Annotated in this window: 16 protein-coding genes; 11 read left to right on the forward strand and 5 right to left on the reverse strand. The window is 59.4% G+C overall.

Features of this window, described 5'->3' with window-relative positions; genetic code table 11:
* Window positions 1–13: 13 nt before the first annotated feature.
* Together ABRP98_RS02930 and ABRP98_RS02935 are read left to right on the forward strand one after the other, a co-directional pair.
* Entirely contained in the window at window positions 14–553 is a 540-nt protein-coding gene (locus ABRP98_RS02930) for an NADPH-dependent FMN reductase (RefSeq protein ID WP_005280576.1), read from the forward strand.
* A gap of 36 nt (window positions 554–589) precedes the next feature.
* A complete protein-coding gene (locus ABRP98_RS02935) occupies window positions 590–1309 on the forward strand; it encodes an SDR family oxidoreductase (RefSeq protein ID WP_349857392.1) in 720 nt (239 codons plus the stop codon).
* 69 nt (window positions 1310–1378) lie between these two features.
* Here ABRP98_RS02935 and ABRP98_RS02940 read toward each other — a convergent pair whose 3' ends face one another.
* The gene (locus ABRP98_RS02940) at window positions 1379–2956 is read right to left on the reverse strand and encodes an aldehyde dehydrogenase family protein (protein ID WP_349857394.1); all 1578 of its coding nucleotides are present in this window, start codon (window positions 2954–2956) and stop codon (window positions 1379–1381) included.
* A 45-nt stretch (window positions 2957–3001) separates the two neighbouring features.
* Window positions 3002–5242: a choline BCCT transporter BetT gene (gene betT, locus ABRP98_RS02945; RefSeq protein ID WP_349857396.1), complete on the reverse strand. Its 2241-nt coding sequence runs from the start codon at window positions 5240–5242 to the stop codon at window positions 3002–3004.
* Window positions 5243–5574: 332 nt separating this feature from the next.
* Here betT and betA point away from each other — a divergent pair, with 332 nt between their 5' ends.
* The 8 genes from betA (at window position 5575) to ABRP98_RS02985 (ending at window position 11574) form a co-directional block, all read left to right on the forward strand.
* On the forward strand, window positions 5575–7347 hold the full coding sequence (gene betA, locus ABRP98_RS02950; RefSeq protein WP_349857397.1) for a choline dehydrogenase: 1773 nt from the start codon (window positions 5575–5577) through the stop codon (window positions 7345–7347).
* 29 nt (window positions 7348–7376) lie between these two features.
* Window positions 7377–8060, forward strand: coding sequence for a LysE family translocator (locus ABRP98_RS02955; protein ID WP_349857398.1), 684 nt, complete (start codon window positions 7377–7379; stop codon window positions 8058–8060).
* A 127-nt stretch (window positions 8061–8187) separates the two neighbouring features.
* Entirely contained in the window at window positions 8188–8814 is a 627-nt protein-coding gene (locus ABRP98_RS02960; RefSeq protein WP_232221023.1) for a LysE family translocator, read from the forward strand.
* 9 nt (window positions 8815–8823) lie between these two features.
* Entirely contained in the window at window positions 8824–9153 is a 330-nt protein-coding gene (locus ABRP98_RS02965) for a YbjQ family protein (RefSeq protein ID WP_005276253.1), read from the forward strand.
* A 57-nt stretch (window positions 9154–9210) separates the two neighbouring features.
* Window positions 9211–9495 (forward strand): RNA-binding S4 domain-containing protein, encoded by a 285-nt coding sequence (locus ABRP98_RS02970; RefSeq protein WP_349857401.1) that lies wholly within the window; start codon window positions 9211–9213, stop codon window positions 9493–9495.
* Window positions 9496–10323, forward strand: a complete 828-nt coding sequence (locus tag ABRP98_RS02975; protein ID WP_349857403.1) for a VOC family protein — start codon at window positions 9496–9498, stop codon at window positions 10321–10323. It abuts the gene before it with no gap.
* 21 nt (window positions 10324–10344) lie between these two features.
* The gene (locus tag ABRP98_RS02980) at window positions 10345–10653 is read left to right on the forward strand and encodes an MGMT family protein (protein WP_349857405.1); all 309 of its coding nucleotides are present in this window, start codon (window positions 10345–10347) and stop codon (window positions 10651–10653) included.
* Between the two features lie 117 nt (window positions 10654–10770).
* Entirely contained in the window at window positions 10771–11574 is an 804-nt protein-coding gene (locus ABRP98_RS02985) for a hypothetical protein (protein ID WP_349857406.1), read from the forward strand.
* 18 nt (window positions 11575–11592) lie between these two features.
* Here the strand turns inward: ABRP98_RS02985 and ABRP98_RS02990 are convergent, their stop codons facing one another.
* The 3 genes from ABRP98_RS02990 to ABRP98_RS03000 all read right to left on the reverse strand — a co-directional run bounded on the left by ABRP98_RS02990 (window position 11593) and on the right by ABRP98_RS03000 (window position 14583).
* Window positions 11593–12924 carry an SLC5/6 family protein gene (locus ABRP98_RS02990; RefSeq protein WP_349857407.1) on the reverse strand — a complete coding sequence of 444 codons (1332 nt, stop codon included), beginning with the start codon at window positions 12922–12924 and terminating at the stop codon, window positions 11593–11595.
* A 225-nt stretch (window positions 12925–13149) separates the two neighbouring features.
* Window positions 13150–14001, reverse strand: a complete 852-nt coding sequence (locus ABRP98_RS02995; protein ID WP_284783317.1) for a PrsW family intramembrane metalloprotease — start codon at window positions 13999–14001, stop codon at window positions 13150–13152.
* The gene (locus ABRP98_RS03000; protein WP_349857409.1) at window positions 14002–14583 is read right to left on the reverse strand and encodes a hypothetical protein; all 582 of its coding nucleotides are present in this window, start codon (window positions 14581–14583) and stop codon (window positions 14002–14004) included. It abuts the gene before it with no gap.
* 42 nt (window positions 14584–14625) lie between these two features.
* Between ABRP98_RS03000 and ABRP98_RS03005 the strand changes: the two genes are divergently transcribed.
* Complete coding sequence (locus ABRP98_RS03005) at window positions 14626–16560, forward strand: M13 family metallopeptidase (RefSeq protein WP_349857410.1); 1935 nt, start codon at window positions 14626–14628, stop codon at window positions 16558–16560.
* The last annotated feature ends 50 nt before the right edge of the window (window positions 16561–16610 follow it).

Genomic DNA, 16610 nt, shown 5'->3' on the forward strand with positions numbered 1-16610 from the left:
AGAGGTTTTTCTTATGTCCCGAATTGGCATCATCATCGGCTCTACCCGCGATAAGGCGGCGGGCCAGGCAGTAGGCGAGTGGGTCAATGACCTCGCCCAAGGCCGCGAGAACGGTGTGGAGTACCAGCTGTTGGAGCTCAAGAAGTTCAATGTTCCCATCCTTACCAGCGAGGTTGTTCCGGGTGCGGCGAATAAGCAGTACGATGACGCCAACGTGCAGGAGTGGTCCAAGGCCGTCGATGCCTGCGATGGCTTTGTCTTCGTGACCCCGGAGTACAACCACTCCGTGCCTGGTCCGTTCAAGAATGCCTACGACTCGCTCGGCGCGGAATGGGCGGGCAAGCCGGTGGCCTTCGTGGGCTATGGCTCCGTCGGTGGCGTGCGCGCGGTCGAGGCATGGCGCAATGTCGTGGCTAACTTCTCCATGCCACAGCTGCGCAACCAGCTGGACTTTAATATCTTCACCGACTGGAACGATGGCGAATTCCGTCCCAGCGATGACTCCTACGAGCGCGCAAACTCCCTGCTTGCTGAGCTCGAGGACGCACTTTAAGTAAAAGGCCCTGCACCGCGCAGCGCGCTGCGTAGCATGGGGTGCATGAGTGAAAAGAAAGTAGCAGTAGTAACCGGCGCCTCTTCTGGCATTGGGGAGGCCACCGCGCGTTCTTTGGCCAAGGACGGCTGGCACGTTGTCGTGGGCGCGCGCCGCACAGACCGCCTGCAGCAGCTTGCCTCTGAGATCAGTGGCGAGGCCTATGAGCTGGACGTTACCTCCGATGTTTCCGTCTCCAAGTTCGTCTCCCACCTCGACCGCGTAGACCTTTTGGTCAATAACGCCGGCGGTGCCAAAGGCCTAGAGCCGCTGGTTGATACCTCCATCGATGATTGGCAATGGATGTACGAGACCAACGTGCTCGGCACCGTGCGCATGATTCAGGCACTCATGCCCAAGCTAGAGCGGGTGCCAGATCTGTCCGGGCTAATTATTAATGTCGGTTCCATTGCCGGCTGGACCGTGTATGAAGGCGGTTCCGGCTATAACACCGCGAAGCACGGCGTGCGCGTGATTTCCCGCGCGCTGCGGCTAGAAAATCATGATGTGCGCGTTACCGAGATCGATCCTGGCCGCGTGGCCACGGACTTTTCCTTGGTGCGCTTCAAGGGCGATGAAAAGCGCGCGGCCAAGGTGTATGACGGCCAGCTCAACCTCGTGGCAGAGGATATTGCCGAGGCCATCCGCTGGGTTGCTGCCCAACCGACCCACGTCAACGTGGATACGATGACCATCAAGCCGCGCACGCAAAGCTAAGGCCCCGCGGGGCTCTTAAAAAGAGCATCGGCGGGGCGGGGCCGTAGGCTTTATCGTCCTGCTTGAGCCTTATTGCAGGCCAAACTGATCCCATGCGGCAGGGGCCAGGTTCTGGTACACGTGCTTGTGCTCTTGGTATTCGGCAAGGCCGGTGGGGCCCAGCTCGCGGCCATTACCGGACTGCTTGTAGCCGCCCCATTCCGCCTGCGGCAGGTACGGGTGGAAATCATTGATCCAAATGGTGCCGTGGCGCAGGGCGCGGGCAACGCGCTCGGCGCGGCCGGCATCGGAGGTGTACACCGCGCCAGCCAGGCCATACTCGGTATCGTTTGCGATCTCGATGGCCTCTTCTTCGGAGGTGAAGGTCTCTATGGTCACGGTCGGGCCGAAGGCCTCGTCGTGGACGCAGTCCATTTCGCGGGTAGCGCCATCAATGATCGTGGGCAGGTAGTACACGCCCTGGCCTAGGTCCGTGGTGCCGGTGCCGTGCTGGCCATTGGTGTCTTCGCTGGTGGCGGCGCGGCCGCCGGTGAGGATCTTGGCGCCTTGCTCGCGGGCCTTGTCCACGTAGGCCGCCACCTTCTCGCGGTGCTCAGCGGAGATGAGCGGGCCGGTCTCGGCCTTGTCATCGGTGGGGCCACCGATCTTGATCTTCTCGGCGCGCTCGACCAGTGCGGCAACGAACTTATCGTGCAGGGACTCTTCCACCACGATGCGCGAGCCGGCGGAGCAGACCTGGCCGGAGTGGAAGAAGGCGCCATTGAGCGCATTATCCACGGCGACGTCGAAGTTGGCATCAGCAAAGATAACATTCGGGTTCTTGCCGCCGAGCTCTAGCGCCGTGCGCTTGACGGTTTCGGCCGCGTTCTTTGCAATCAGCTTGCCGGTAACGAGGCCGCCGGTGAAGGAGACCATGTCCACGTCGGGGTGCTGGGAGAGCGGATTGCCGCAGTCAGCGCCGGCGCCGGTGATGAGATTGCCCACGCCATCTGGCAGGCCGCATTCCTTCAGCGCAGCCATGATCAGCATGGCGGTGTGCGGGGTCAGCTCCGCCTGCTTGAGCACGAAGGTATTGCCGGCAGCAAGGGCCGGGCCTACCTTCCAGGACACCTGCAGCAGCGGGTAATTCCACGGGGTAATCAGGCCGCAGACGCCCACCGGCTCGGCGTCGATGCGCGAGCGCAGGTTGGGATCTTGCGGGTCGACCACGCGGCCGGCTTGGTGCTGGGCCAGGGTGCCGAAGTACTCGAAAGCATTGGCAATATCGTCCATATCGCCCAGGGATTCCTCGTAGCGCTTGCCGGTATCCGCGGATTCGGCTTGAGCGAAAAGTTCCTTGTGCTCACGGATGAAATCCGCCAGGCGGATGACGATCTTGCCGCGCTCGGCGGACGGCGTTGCGGCCCACTCGCCCTTATCGAATGTTTCACGTGCAACCTCGATGGCGCGCAGGGTATCTGCCTCGGATGCCTCGGAGACGACGCCGACGGTGGAGCCATCGGCAGGGCAGACAATGGTGCGGGTCTCGCCATCCTGGGCGGCCTCCCACTGGCCGTTGATGAAGAGCGACTTCGGGGCATCACCGGAGTGCACGCCCTGGAGCAATTCGGTGGTGGTGGGATCGAACAAGGTGTTCTGGGGGCTCAAAGTGCAAGCAACCTTTCTCTAATTGAGGCGGTATCGCCCGCCAGTTTAACTATCTTCGCGCCAGGTGCGTTCCGGCTCGGCGCCATCGGAGACATCGGAATCGCCCGGCTGGCTTTGCTGCATGTAGAGGAAAGCCAGGTGGCGCTCGTACAGGTCCAGCACGTTATTGATGATCTGGTTTTCGGAGTAGCCGTAAACGTCATAGCCCAGCGAACCGGTCATGTCGTAGACCTCGAGGCGGTAGTACTCGCCGTCGCCCTCGCAGAAGTCTGGTCGCTCCGCGGAAACCGGGAAGAGCTGGTAGCGGAATTGGCGCTCGTTGTGCAGCCGGACTTCGAGATCGAGCTGGGGCAATTCGGCATCGGGAAGCTCACTGGTGAGCAAGATAGCGTCATAGCCGCGGGTGCGCATTTGCGTGGCCACCTGCTCGAGGGCGTAGGTGGCGGTTCCCCGCAGGTAGTCATCCATGTCCTGTTTGGTGGGGAAGGAATTGGCGCGGTCCAGGCGGTTCTTCCACAGGTTGGAATCGCTCGGCTCGCGCTCGGTGCGGCTGCTGATGGCGCCGTGCAACGCGGTTTTCCGGGCCTCACGCTGGAGGATTTCCAGGCGCAGCGACTTCCAGAGCGAGAACATGATGAGGTAGACCACGAACGCGAAGGGCAGGCCCATGACCACGGTTGCAGACTGCACGGTGGCAATGCCATCGAGCTGTAGCAACGCCAGGGTGAGCGCGCCGACGGTGATGGACCAGAAAATGCGCAGCCACCGGGCGCCATCTTGCCGGTTATCCGTGATGCGGGAAGTGAAGTTCGACATGACCAGCGCACCGGAGTCGGCCGAGGTGATATACAGCAGCAGGCCGATGAAGGTGGTCAGGAAGATGACGATGGCGGAGCCGGGGAATTCCTGGAGCATGTCATAGAAACCCTGCTCAGGAACGTTGATGGCGTTTTCCGCAAATTCCGGATAGTCGCCGGAGCGCACCATGTCCAGGGCGGTATTGCCAAAGAAGGACATCCACATCAGGATGAACAGGAAGGGGAAGGTCAGCGTGCCCAGGATGAACTGGCGCAGCGTGCGGCCGCGGGAAATGCGGGCCAGGAATAGGCCGACGAAGGTTGCCCAGGCAATCCACCAGGCCCAGAAGAAGAGGGTCCAGGACTGCATCCAGGTATCCACGCTGGCCTGGTCTTCAGCAAAGGCGAAAGTTTCCAGCGTCCAGGAGGGGAACTTGGAGACGTAATCACCGATATTGGTGACGATGGCGTCGAAGAGGTAGGCGGTCTTGCCAAAGACCACGACGTAGATCATCAGCGCGATGGCCAGGTAGACATTGAGCTCAGAGAGGAAGCGAATGCCTTTATCCACACCGGATACGGCAGACAACGTCGCAATGGCGACCGCGATAATGATGAGCCCTGATTGCAGCCCCAGCCCCTGCTCGATGCCGAAGATGAGGTGGAAACCGTAGGACAGCTGCACCACGCCGATGCCCAGGGATGCGGTAACGCCAAAGACGGTGCCCAGCATGGCGGCAATGTCCACCGCCGAACCAATGGGCCCATGCACGCGCTTGCCGATGAGCGGGTACAGCGCCGAGCGAATAGCCAACGGCATATTCAGGCGGTAGGCGAAGTAACCAAAGGCCATGCCCATCAGCGCATAGAGTGCCCAGCCGGTAAGCCCGTAGTGGAACATGGCATAGACCACGGCCTCTTTGGCGGCCTCCATGGTTTCACCATCGCCCACCGGCGGATCCATGTACATCGTGACCGGCTCGGCCACCGCGAAGAACATGAGGTCCACGCCGATGCCGGCGGCAAAGAGCATGGATACCCACGAGAAGGTATTGAATTTGGGCCGGGAGTGGTCCGGGCCCATGCGGATGCTGCCGGTATTGGAAAAGGCGATGTAGAGGACGAAGACCACGGCGATGGTGGCGGTCAGGACGTAGAACCATCCCAGGTTCGTGCCGATCCATCCGGTGACGCTGGCGAGGGTATTCGCCGCGGATTCTTGCCCGAAGCCCGCATACAGGGCCATGGCGATAATCAGCACACCGGAAATGATAAAGACCGGCCAATTGGGTTTGGGCGCAGCCACCTCGTCTGCGCCGACATCATCGCCGGTTTCGGCCTTATAGCTGCCGACGATGGCGCGTACTTGGTTGCGCGGTTTATGACCCTTGTCCCCAGCCGGGTGCGTCTCCCCAGGGGAGTGAGCGAGAGAGGTGTCGGAATCCCCTGTACGGGACTCTTCATGGTCGTGCGGACCACGGTTAGCCATCTACTTCTCCTAGTCTTGATCGATTAAGTGCCGAATCTTTCGCAAGAGTGCCCCACAGTCCCCGAAAAGAGGGGTGAGAGATAGGTTGGTGGCATAAATCATATGCGAGCAATCTATGCGTAAAGACCCCGGATTTCATCTACTCAGATGCATACCCGAACACCGTAAATATACATTAATCTGGGAAAACGTCCATCAGATATGTATTCTGGGGTGGCCATTGTGCATAAGTGAAAGCGGAAAAGCTCAGATTTTTTGCGCACCATACAATGGATCTGCCGTAAATACGGTGAGAACTACGCGTGAGATGGCTCACAGAAGGAAGGGGATTTATGGGTATTGTGGACAAGTTGACTAAGAAGCGCTCGACAAAAAAGGCCACGGATGAAGTCAGCGATGTGGTCGTCGTCGGCGGTGGCTCTGCCGGTTCCGTCATCGCGGCTCGTCTGACCGAGGACAAAGACACCCGCGTGCTCGTTCTTGAGGCCGGCCGTCCGGATTCCCTGTGGGACCTTTTCATCCACATGCCTTCCGGTTTCTCTTTCCCCATCGGGGCAAAGAACTATGACTGGATGTATGAATCCGATCCGGAACCGGAGATGAATGGGCGCCGCATCTACCACGCGCGCGGCAAGGTGCTTGGCGGTTCCTCTTCCATCAACGGCATGATCTATCAGCGCGGCAACCCCATGGACTACGAAAAGTGGGGCCAGAACCCAGGCATGGATAACTGGGATTTTGCCCACTGCTTGCCGTATTTCAACCGCATGGAAACCACCGCTGCTGCGGATGAGGATGACCCGCGTCGCGGGCACGATGGTCCGCTCTACCTGTCCCGCGGTCCGGCTACCTCGCAGCTTTTCCAGGCGCTATTCAAGTCGGTACAAGAAGCAGGCTATAACCTGACCAATGACGTCAACGGTTACCGCCAGGAAGGTTTTGCCCCCTTCGATCGCAATATCAAGCACGGCAAGCGTTGGTCTGCTGCCCGCGCCTACCTGTACCCCAACCAGGACCGCGACAACCTTGAGGTGCGTACCCGCGCATTTACCACCAAGATCCTCTTTGAAGGCACCAAGGCAGTGGGCGTGGAATACGAGTGGCAGGGTGGCACCCACCGCGTCTTCGCAGACAAGATCGTCTTGTCCGCCGGTGCCATCAATACCCCACAACTGCTAGAGGTCTCTGGCGTGGGTGACCGCGAGATCTTGGAAAAGCACGGCATCGACGTGGTCAAGCACCTGCCAGGCGTGGGTGAGAACCTGCAGGACCACCTCGAGGTCTACATCCAGTACGAGACCACCAAGTCCACCGCTTCCTCCCAGCCTTACCTGGATAAGTGGCGTTGGCCGTTTATGGGCCTGCAGTGGTTGCTGACGAAGAAGGGCCCAGTGGCTACCTCGCACTTTGAGGGCGGCGGTTTCGTGCGCTCCAACGAGGATGAGGCCTACCCGAACTTGATGTTCCACTTCCTGCCCATGGCGGTGCGCTATGACGGCCAAAAGGCCGACGTTAAGCACGGCTTCCAGTGGCACGTTGGCCCGATGTTCTCCGATACTAAGGGTCACGTGCACATCAAGAGCTCCGATATCCGGCAAAAGCCCTCCATCCTCTTTAATTATCTGCGCACCGAGCAGGACCGCCGCGAATGGGTAGAAGCCGTCCGCGTCGCCCGCTCCTTGCTGGATACCAAGGCAATGGAGGAAGTTGGCGCCCGCGAGTTCAGCCCGGGCCCAGAGGTCCAGAGCGATGAGGAAATCTTGGAGTGGGTCCGCAATGACGGCGAGACCGCACTGCACCCATCCTGCACCGCCAAGATGGGCGATGAGTCCGATCCCATGGCCGTGGTGAACCCAGAGACCATGGGCGTTTGGGGCATCGATGGCCTGTATATCGCCGATGCTTCCGTATTCCCCTCGGTTCCCAACGGCAATATCTACTCCCCGACTATGATGGTGGGCGAAAAGGCTGCGGACCTTATTGCCGGCCGCACGCCGCTCGAGCCTAACTACACTCCGTGGTATAAGGCTCACGAAGATATGCCGCTCTACGCCGAAGGCGAGGCAATCCGTGACCACAAGGAGGCACCGAAGGGTGCTTACTAATGCCCGCTTAATTTAAGGAGCTTAAAGCCGTGACCATTTCTTCTCTTCTTACCTTGATGGGGATTTGGCTCGCGGCTTTGGTGTCTCCGGGCCCGGATATCGTTCAGGTCATCCGCGTGGCCCCGCGTTCCACGCGCGCCGGGCTATTGTGCGCGGTGGGGGTATTTAGCGGAACGGTCTTTTGGATTGTCGCCTCCCTGGCCGGTTTATCGGCGCTAATTACGGCGCGGCCGGGCGTGCTGAGCATTTTGCAATTGCTCGGTGGGCTTTTCTTGCTGTACATGGGCGTATCGTCCCTGCGCAGCGGGTTAGCCGCGCGGCGCGCGCCCGCCCACGAGGTGGACACGAAAGACTACGCGGATCAGGCGCGGGCGGCTGGCGATGCCGATGTCGAAGACATGACCAACTGGCGGGCCTTCAAGCTGGGGTTAGTGACTAACCTGTCGAACCCCAAGGCTTTGGTGTTTTTCGGTGCGGTATTCGCTCAATTCATCCGCCCAGATATGTCCGTGGGGTGGACTATCGCGGTGGCGTTAATCCTCGCGGTCATGTCCTTCGTGTGGTTTTCCGCCTTTGCGCTGCTCGTGCGCGCGGCCGCGCGGTGGACGGCGCGGTATTCCGCCGGCATCGATATTGTCTCAGGCCTCGTCTTTGGCCTGCTCGGTGTGGTGATGGCCGGGGAGGGCGCCACCGCGCTGCTGAAGTCACAGTAGTTACCTGTTTCGCTGCAGGTGAGACACTTCCTACAGTTGTACGCGTTAGTAAAAATGCATACGAATGTGGAGGTGTTAGGTGGCTATAGGCGCCCTTGTGACCCTGATGGGTATATGGTTCGCGGCCATGGCTTCGCCGGGGCCAGATGTGGTTCAGATTATCCGCCTGGGTGCGCGTTCCACCCGCGCGGCAGTGTGGGTGGCCATTGGCAGCACGACGGGCCTTGCCCTGTGGACCATCGCTTCGCTCGCCGGGCTTTCGGCATTGATCTCTACGCATGAGGGCATCTTGGTGCTCCTGCAGGTCCTCGGCGGCAGCTATCTGCTGTGGATGGCCTATAGCGCGATTTCCTCCGGCCTGCGCGAACGGCGCGCGCCCGCCACCGTCGTGGGCACGGAGAAGCAGGCACCACAACCGCGCGGGTTTACCCCGGACGGCATTATCAAGGCGAAGACGGCCTACCGCATGGGATTAATCTGTGACCTTTCAAACCCCAAGGTGGTCATCTTTTTCGGCGCCATCTTTGCCAATTTCATTGACCCAGGCATGGGTGTCGGCGGAAACGTCGTCGTCGCCGCGGTACTGGTGCTGGAAAGCCTGGTGCTCTTCGTCGGCGTCGGCTTGAGCACGCGCGCGGTATCGAAGTGGATGGCCAAGAACTCGGCGTGGGTGGACATTGTCAGTGGCATCGTCTTCCTGCTCCTCGGCGTGGTTATCCTCTTTGAAGGCATCCGCGGGCTTATTGCGATGTAGCCTGAAGTTATGATTTTTACTACCACAAATACCGTCGACGGGTATGAAATCACCAAGTACCTGCGCATCATCGCTGGTGAGACCGTTACCGGTATCAATATGCTGAAAGACTTCGGGGCATCGATCCGCAATATCACCGGCGGCCGCGCCTCTGGCTATGAAAGCGAAGCCATCAAAGCCCGCGAGGCGGCGCTGGATGAATTGTGGCGCCGCGGCCAGGAATTGGGCGCTGATGGTGTGGTGGGCATCGCCTTCGACTATTCCCCAATGGGCACCAATAATGACATGCTGTTGGTCACCGCCACGGGCACGGCGGTCTCGCTGCGCGCGCGTGACTAAGCCCCTGCACCCCCACCCATAGCCGCGCGGGAACGGGCTCTGGGTAAGCTGGGCGGCATGCTTGAGGTTGCAATTTCTGGCGAGTCCATCAAATTGGGCCAGTTTATTAAACTGGCCAGCTTGGTCGGCACCGGTGGTGAAGCCAAGGAACTTATCGCAGAAGGCGCCGTGACGGTCAACGGTGAAGCCGAAACCCGCCGCGGCGCCACGCTGCAGATTGGCGATGAGGTGTGCATCGAAGGCACCTGCGCGCGCGTGGGTGAGCCTGACGATGATGATGACTATTTTGATGAAGCCACCGCAGACGATGACTTTGATCCGGAAAAGTGGAGGAATCTATAAATGCCCGCATTTGAAGCCGAAGTAGGTATGCCCTACTGGATCGATCTGACCACCTCGGATCCGCGCAAGTCCGCCCACTTTTATGAGCAGGTCTTGGGCTGGGAAATCTCGGCCGAGTCCCAGAAGGAAAACCCCTACCAGATGGCGCGCCTGCAGGGCCTGCCTATTGCTGGGCTCATCCCGCAGCCGGATGAGGCGCTCATGCCGGATACGTGGGTGACCTATTTCCTCTCCAAGGACATCGACGGCGATTGCCAGCGCACGGAGAACCTCGGCGGGCGCATCTTGGCCGAGCCCCAGCCCGTGGAACTGGGCCACATGGCTTTGCTTGCCGATGCCGCCGGTGGCATGTTCGGCCTCATCCAGCCCTCCGGCCCGGAGCACTTCGTTGCCGGTGGCGAACCCGGCACCCCGGTATGGCACGAACTGACCGCCACGACGCGATTCCAGCAGGCCATGGACTTTTATGGCGAGCTATTCAACTGGGAGATTCGCGCCATGGAGTCCGAGGACGAGAATTTCATTTACGCCACCGCGGAAGAAGACGGCGCCCCGTTTGCAGGCTTGTGGAATGCCGAAGGCCAGTTCCCACCCCAGGTGCCAAGCTTCTGGCAGACCTACCTAGGGGTGCGCGATATCGATGCCGCCGCCAAGAAAGCGGTAGAGCTCGGCGGTGAAATCATCCGTGAACCGTGGGATTCCCCCTTTGGCCGCATGTGCTTGCTCGCGGATTCCACCGGGGCCACCATCACCCTGACTGAGGTAGAAGACGCGCCCGAGGATGAACCCACCGAATCTGATGACGTGCTCAACCCCACCAGGGACTAAGCGCGGGGGGAAGAGGCGTTTATGTCAGGCTCCTCCGATTTGGCACAGCGCGTGCTAGCCATAGTGGCCATTATCCCGCCCGGCAATGTGTCCTCCTACGGGGAGGTGGCAAAACTCGCCGGATGCGGGGCCCGCAACGTCGGCACCGTCATGAATAGGCACGGTGGTAACGCAGCTTGGTGGCGCGTGGTCCGCGCCAATGGTGCCTCCCACGATCCCGTTCGCGCGGAAGAATACTGGGACCGCGAGGGCATCGAGCATTCTAACGGGCGCGTCGCCATGCATAAGCACGGCATGGACGCGCGGGACCTAGAAGTATTGCTGCAATAGATAGTACAATAAGGGAACTTTTTGCACTTATAGCCTGCGACGATGTAGAACCCCAGCTACGCTATATGCGTTATGAAAAAATTAGCTATTGGTTCTCTCGTTACCGCACTTTCATTCGTGACCATTCCCGCTGCCCAAGCGGTCAGCCTTGATCCCCATTCCGTGCCTGATCGTACGCAAATCACCGTTAGGCACGATTCCGGCGCCACCGTTTCTACCGCCAATAGCCACGAGTCCCGTCCGGCGCTGTCCTTGAGCAAGCTCTATCTGGGATATTGGGTGCTCAAGTATGGTTCTGCCGCCGATAAGGACCAAGTGGAAAATATGATTCGCTACAGCGACGATAACGTGGCCAGCGACCTGGACCGCCGCTACCCGCAGGCCATTCCCAGCATCATCCAGGAATTCGGGCTGAGCGAGACTCACTACACCGGCTACTGGGGAACCACGAAGACCTCGAGCGAAGATGTCGCGCGGTTTACTGCCGAGATCCAGAACGATCCCATCGCGGCGCCCATTTTCGCGGGAATGGCTACCGCCGCTCCCGTGGCTGCGGATGGATACCGCCAGGATTTCGGCACCGATCACATTCCCGGAGTATGGGGCACCAAATTCGGCTGGTCTGATGATCGCACCATCCACGCCTCCGTATCTACTGGGCATGGGTTTACCGTAGCCGCCAACACGTACGGCGATGCGCAGACCCATACCGCGGATGTCACGCGCGGTGTCAACAATGCCCCAGTCGGCGGATCCAGTGAGGCCATCGGCGAGCGCATTGAAAACGACCTCAACCTGCAAGGACCTGCGCAGCAGGCGCTTCGCGATGCCACCCGCACCGCGGCCGACCTTGAGCGCCAAGCGTGCGCAAACGTTAATCAAGCCCTAGCACAGGTAAGCCAGGTGCGGGTGTGCCAATAAGCGCCGAGGGACTGGTTTTTAGATCAGGTTCCAGACGGTCACGGCCATGATGACAAGGCCCATGCCGAAGACGAAGTAATTCCAGATATCGTTTTTGAACTGGGAATAGTCATCGACCTTTTTAAACATGTAGACCGGCACCAGATAGACCAAGAATGCCACAAAGATGCCGCCAACCACCGAAATCATGTCCATGATGGAGGGGTTGAGGACGGCGACGAGGGTCGTTGCCACGAATACGATGACATAGATGGTGTTGAGCAGTGCGCGGCGCGAGAGCTTATTGGCCATGCGGGGCACGGCAATGCGCAGTAGATATTCTGTACCTTCCTCGGAACCAAGCATGTGTCCAAAGTAGGAAGAAATGATTGCACACATGGTAATAAGCGGTGCCATATAACCAATGAATGGCGTGCCCGTGACGTTGGCGAAATAAGACAGCACCGGGATGTTTTGATCGACCGCCTCCTTCATTCCGTCCGCGCCAAGTGCGAGAACGCAGGACCAGACGAAGAACATGGTAAATACCACGAGCATTGCAGCGGTATAGAGCTCTACGCGGGAGACGAACTTCTCCGTCTTCTTGCCGTAGGCCGGCTGCACGTCGACGGAGAACTGCGATAGCGCGGCCATGTGGGAAAAGGAAAAGACCAGCACCGGCAGGATAAGCAGGATGCCTTTAAGGATTCCCCAGAGGCCGCCTTCGTATTCAACGTTGAGGAAGCTTTCGAAATCCCACTTGGGGATCAAATAAATGGAGGTTGCCGCCAGGGCGACGATGAGCGGGTAGACCAGCATCTGGGCCAGCCACAGCATGGGGCGGCGGCCGATGGCAAAAAGGCCCGTCATAACGCCCACGCAGGCAATGGACAATATCCACCGATTGATGCTCGGCCCGCCGAGCTGGTTGACGATGAAGCTATCGACCACATTGGTAATGCTCATGCCGTAAATGAGCACCGTCGGCACGATGGCTAGCCAATACAAGACGGCGATGAAAAGGCCACTATTGCGGCCAAGGTAGTAGCGCACCAGCTCCAGGACATCTTTACCGTGTTGTTCTTGTGGCGCGCCGCTGACTATGCGGGCGTAGGTCCGGTGGGAAAAATACACCAACGGGAAGATGAATACGGTCGCAAAGACGAGCGGCCAAAATCCGAAGGCGCCGGCATTAAGCGGCAAGAAGAGGATGCCGGCACCAACACCGGTGCCAAAAAGCGCGATGACCCAAGACAGGGTGGAGCCCACCGCCTTTTGCCGGTTGACTTCCTCTGCGGAATTTGTCGGAGCTGCCCCCTCGGTACTTTCCGTGCTGTCATCCGTGCGGGACTCGTGGGTTGGGGCATTCATGAAGGTCCTCAGTCCTTAAAATGGAGGATTAGTGGCAAAAGCGCCTTGTAGAAAGTGTAGCGAAGCCCACTGCCAACATGTGCCTTAAACCACATATTTATGCGACTGGGGTGGGTTCCAGAAGGCTTAGGCGTCCAAAGCAACCGCGTTTCACCGAAAATCGGGAGAAATTTTTGCGGAATGCGGTTGTTTTGGACAATTTTGGGAGAACAAGCACGCTGGGCATTAGCGCGTGAAGACTAGCGCGTCCTCCGCAGTGCTGTGGCTATAGCTGTCATCGTTGTTGGCGTATTTATTGCCGCGCAGTATGAGCCAGATGCTCAGCGGGTACAAGATGATTGCCACGGAAAGGGCTTGGATGACGGCCGCGGTATCGGAATCGTGCAGGTAATTCCAGCCAAAGTGCAGGAGAAAGGATACCGCGAGGCAGCCGAGAGCCACGCCGATGCGCCACCAGAGCGGCTTGGCCGCAGCGTAGAGAGCCCAGCCGATGCCCCAACCGGCTAGGGCCGTGAGCAAAACGTGCAGGCCAGGGCCAGCGATAAGGCGCAGGCCCCACATCTGTACGAGCCCAACGAAATCGCTATCCGGGTGAGTGGTAGCGCCCATGGAGCCGTAGAGGATGTTTTCATTGGCTTCAAAGCCTAGGCCAACGACGGCACCGACCATCCACCCGTGCCAGGGGCGGTTGAGTTGGCGGAAGGACATCAGGACGAATAAAACACCTGCGGCCTTGGAAATCTCTTCAGGATAGGCACCGCTCCATGACATGAAGGAATCGACCCACCCGGAATTGATGGCGAGCTGCATGACCGGTGTGGAGCTTATAGCCGCCAAGCTAATGGCCATGCCAGAACCCCATAAAAAGGCAAGTGGTGCCCATACGCGCGCCGGGCGCGCCCACATGGGGCTCAGCTGCAATACCGCGATGACAATTGCCACAAGAACCGTTGCGATGAGGATGCTGATAATGCCCATCAGCGGTGAGATCAATAGGGTGATGACCGTCTGGGAGATAAAACCGATAAGTCCCAGGCCGGAGAAAATCCACAACGCGGTGCGAAAAAGTTTAGACATTTATACCAAGGCCTTTCCAGAAAACTCTGCGATATCAGCAGTGACTTCTTCTGGTAGCTCCTCTTGCCCAAAGGCTTTCCAGAGGCGTTCAGTGGTCGTGCGCGTTGCCGCGGAATCCCCGGTGACGGTGACCACCCAGTCCTTATTCTCGTCCGCGCCGGTGCCATTGATGGAGATGGCGGCGGTGGAGGAGGGGGCATCGGCAAGCGCGAGGGCACCGTCTTTTCCTTCATATACCTCGCCCTCTGGAAGACCCGGAGCCATGCCATAGGCTCGGACCATACGGCGCAGGGTGTGCTCGTCGTCGTCAGTATCTTCCACGATGACCGCCTGCACGGAGGCGTCACCGCAGGTCCAGCCAACGCTAGCCAGCGAAGTATAGTCGCGCTCGCAGTACAGATCGGACACGGTAATATCCCAGTCCTGGCTGGGATCAGACAGGGTTACCTGCTCCACATCGGCGTGGTGTGGCGGTAGCACTGCGTGGACGATGGCGGGCAAGGCGAGGACCAACGTCACAAAGGCAAGGACAGCGATAAATAGGACGCGCGGCCGGGCTGGTGGAAAGCGGAATTTTTCCATAGTCCATACCTTAACTGGAAGGTTTGGCCTACAGTGGCAACCATGAAAGATCTTTATCAATTAGTCAACGGACCTTGGGTAGAAAATCACGTTGTCCCAGATGACCGCGGTGTGGATGGCACCTTCCACGCCCTGCGCGATGAAGCAGAAGAACTAGTTCATGACATCGTTAAAGACAACGATGGTCGCCCCGGCAAGCTGTATGCATCCTTCATGGATACCGCGGGCGTCAACAATGCCGGCATGGCCCCGCTGGATGCGGACCTTGACCGCCTGAGTGCGGCCGATCCCACGGAATTGGCGCACCGCTTGGGCGAGCTCGAGCGCGAGGGCGTGGGGGCGCCGGCGACGTTCTGGGTGGAAAAAGACTCGGGCTCGGAAGAGGCCGTTGCCTATATCGTGCAATCCGGGCTGGGTCTGCCGGATGAGGCCTACTACCGCGAAGAAGCGCACGCAGAAACGCTGGCCGCCTACGAAAAGCACGTGGCGGAGATGCTGGGCTTTATCGAGCCCACCCGCCTATTTGGCCTCGGCACCGAGGTAGCCGCCGAGCGCATCGTCGGCTTGGAAAAGGAACTGGCGGCGGGTCACTGGGATGTGGTTTCTACCCGCGATGCGGTAAAGACCAATAACCCGTGCGAATTTTCTGAGCTGCCTTCCATCACCCAAGCCTTGCTCGCTGGTGGAAAGCTGCCGGAGCACCGCGTGGTCAATATGATGCCGTCCTACCTGGAGCACTTGGAAAAGCTCTTTACCGCTGACCGCATGGCCGATTGGCAGCTGTGGGCCACCTGGCACATTCTGCGCTCCCGCGCGGCCCTTTTGCCGGAAGAAGTAGGCGCCAAGAACTTCGAGTTCTATGGCACCCGGCTATCTGGTGCCACCCAGCAGCGCGACCGCTGGAAGCGCGCGGTAGGCCTAGCAGAAAGCCTGGTAGGAGAGGAAATTGGCAAAGAGTTCGTAGACGCGCACTTCCCAGAATCCTCCAAGCGCGAGATGGATGAGCTGGTGGACTACCTCATCGCCGCCTACCGCGAGCGCATTTCCCAGTTGGAGTGGATGACTCCGCAGACCCGCGAGCGCGCCCTAGAAAAGCTTTCCCAGTTCAAGGCCAAGATTGGTTTCCCCGATACCTGGCGTGATTACTCCGGGCTGGAGATTTCTGACCAGGGCGCGGATCTGATTGCCAATGCCCGCGCCGGGTCCGCCTTTTCCCACGACTATGAGCTGGCGAAGATTGGCAAACCCGCCAACCGCGATGAGTGGGTCACCACTCCGCAGACCGTCAATGCTTTCTATAACCCGGTGGTCAATGACATCACCTTCCCGGCCGCCATCCTGCGCCCGCCGTTTTATAACCCTGATGCGGATGCCGCAGAGAACTTCGGCGCCATTGGTTCTGTCATCGGGCACGAAATCGGGCATGGCTTTGATGACCAGGGCTCGCAATTCGATGGCCAGGGCAACCTGAACTCCTGGTGGTCCGATGAAGACCGCGCGGACTTTGAAGCGCTTACGGCAAAGCTGGTGGAGCAATTCGATGGCCAGGTCCCCACGGTGCTGAAGGAGGCTGGCACCGAATCCGCCGGCGTCAACGGCAAATTCACCTTGGGCGAAAACATTGGTGACCTGGGCGGACTGGGCATTTCCGTGGTGGCTTACAAGAACTACTGCGCTGATAAGGGCATTGACCTGCTGGGCCAAGAAGCAGAATTTGTGGTTGACGGCGCCGAGCCGGAATTGGCCGAGCACACCTACAATGGCCTGCAGCGCTTCTTCTTGTCCTGGGCCCGCGTCTGGCGCACGGCCATCCGCCCGGAGATGGCGACCCAGTACCTGGCCATTGACCCGCACTCGCCCGCGGAGTTCCGCTGCAACCTCATCGCCGCGAATATCGCTGAGTTCTACGAGGCCTTCGACGTAGACAAAGACTCCGCAATGTACCTGGCCCCAGAGGACCGGGTGACCATCTGGTAAATCAGTTCTTCCCCGAGCCGGCCTTGTGCGCGTTATGTACACGCGTAGGC

Origin of the sequence: Corynebacterium sp. KPL2838, assembly GCF_040225455.1 — a bacterium.
Taxonomy (GTDB): Bacteria; Actinomycetota; Actinomycetes; order Mycobacteriales; family Mycobacteriaceae; genus Corynebacterium; species Corynebacterium rhinophilum.

Excerpts from the sequence above, each read along its gene's own strand:
- ABRP98_RS02930 (WP_005280576.1), top strand. The coding sequence starts at position 14 with ATGTCCCGAATTGGCATCATCATCGGCTCTACCCGCGATAAGGCGGCG.
- ABRP98_RS02935 (WP_349857392.1), top strand. The coding sequence starts at position 590 with ATGGGGTGCATGAGTGAAAAGAAAGTAGCAGTAGTAACCGGCGCCTCT.
- betT (WP_349857396.1), bottom strand. The coding sequence starts at position 5,242 with ATGGCTAACCGTGGTCCGCACGACCATGAAGAGTCCCGTACAGGGGAT.
- betA (WP_349857397.1), top strand. The coding sequence starts at position 5,575 with ATGGGTATTGTGGACAAGTTGACTAAGAAGCGCTCGACAAAAAAGGCC.
- ABRP98_RS02960 (WP_232221023.1), top strand. The coding sequence starts at position 8,188 with ATGGCTTCGCCGGGGCCAGATGTGGTTCAGATTATCCGCCTGGGTGCG.
- ABRP98_RS02965 (WP_005276253.1), top strand. The coding sequence starts at position 8,824 with ATGATTTTTACTACCACAAATACCGTCGACGGGTATGAAATCACCAAG.
- ABRP98_RS02970 (WP_349857401.1), top strand. The coding sequence starts at position 9,211 with ATGCTTGAGGTTGCAATTTCTGGCGAGTCCATCAAATTGGGCCAGTTT.
- ABRP98_RS02975 (WP_349857403.1), top strand. The coding sequence starts at position 9,496 with ATGCCCGCATTTGAAGCCGAAGTAGGTATGCCCTACTGGATCGATCTG.
- ABRP98_RS02980 (WP_349857405.1), top strand. The coding sequence starts at position 10,345 with ATGTCAGGCTCCTCCGATTTGGCACAGCGCGTGCTAGCCATAGTGGCC.
- ABRP98_RS02990 (WP_349857407.1), bottom strand. The coding sequence starts at position 12,924 with ATGAATGCCCCAACCCACGAGTCCCGCACGGATGACAGCACGGAAAGT.
- ABRP98_RS02995 (WP_284783317.1), bottom strand. The coding sequence starts at position 14,001 with ATGTCTAAACTTTTTCGCACCGCGTTGTGGATTTTCTCCGGCCTGGGA.
- ABRP98_RS03000 (WP_349857409.1), bottom strand. The coding sequence starts at position 14,583 with ATGGAAAAATTCCGCTTTCCACCAGCCCGGCCGCGCGTCCTATTTATC.
- ABRP98_RS03005 (WP_349857410.1), top strand. The coding sequence starts at position 14,626 with ATGAAAGATCTTTATCAATTAGTCAACGGACCTTGGGTAGAAAATCAC.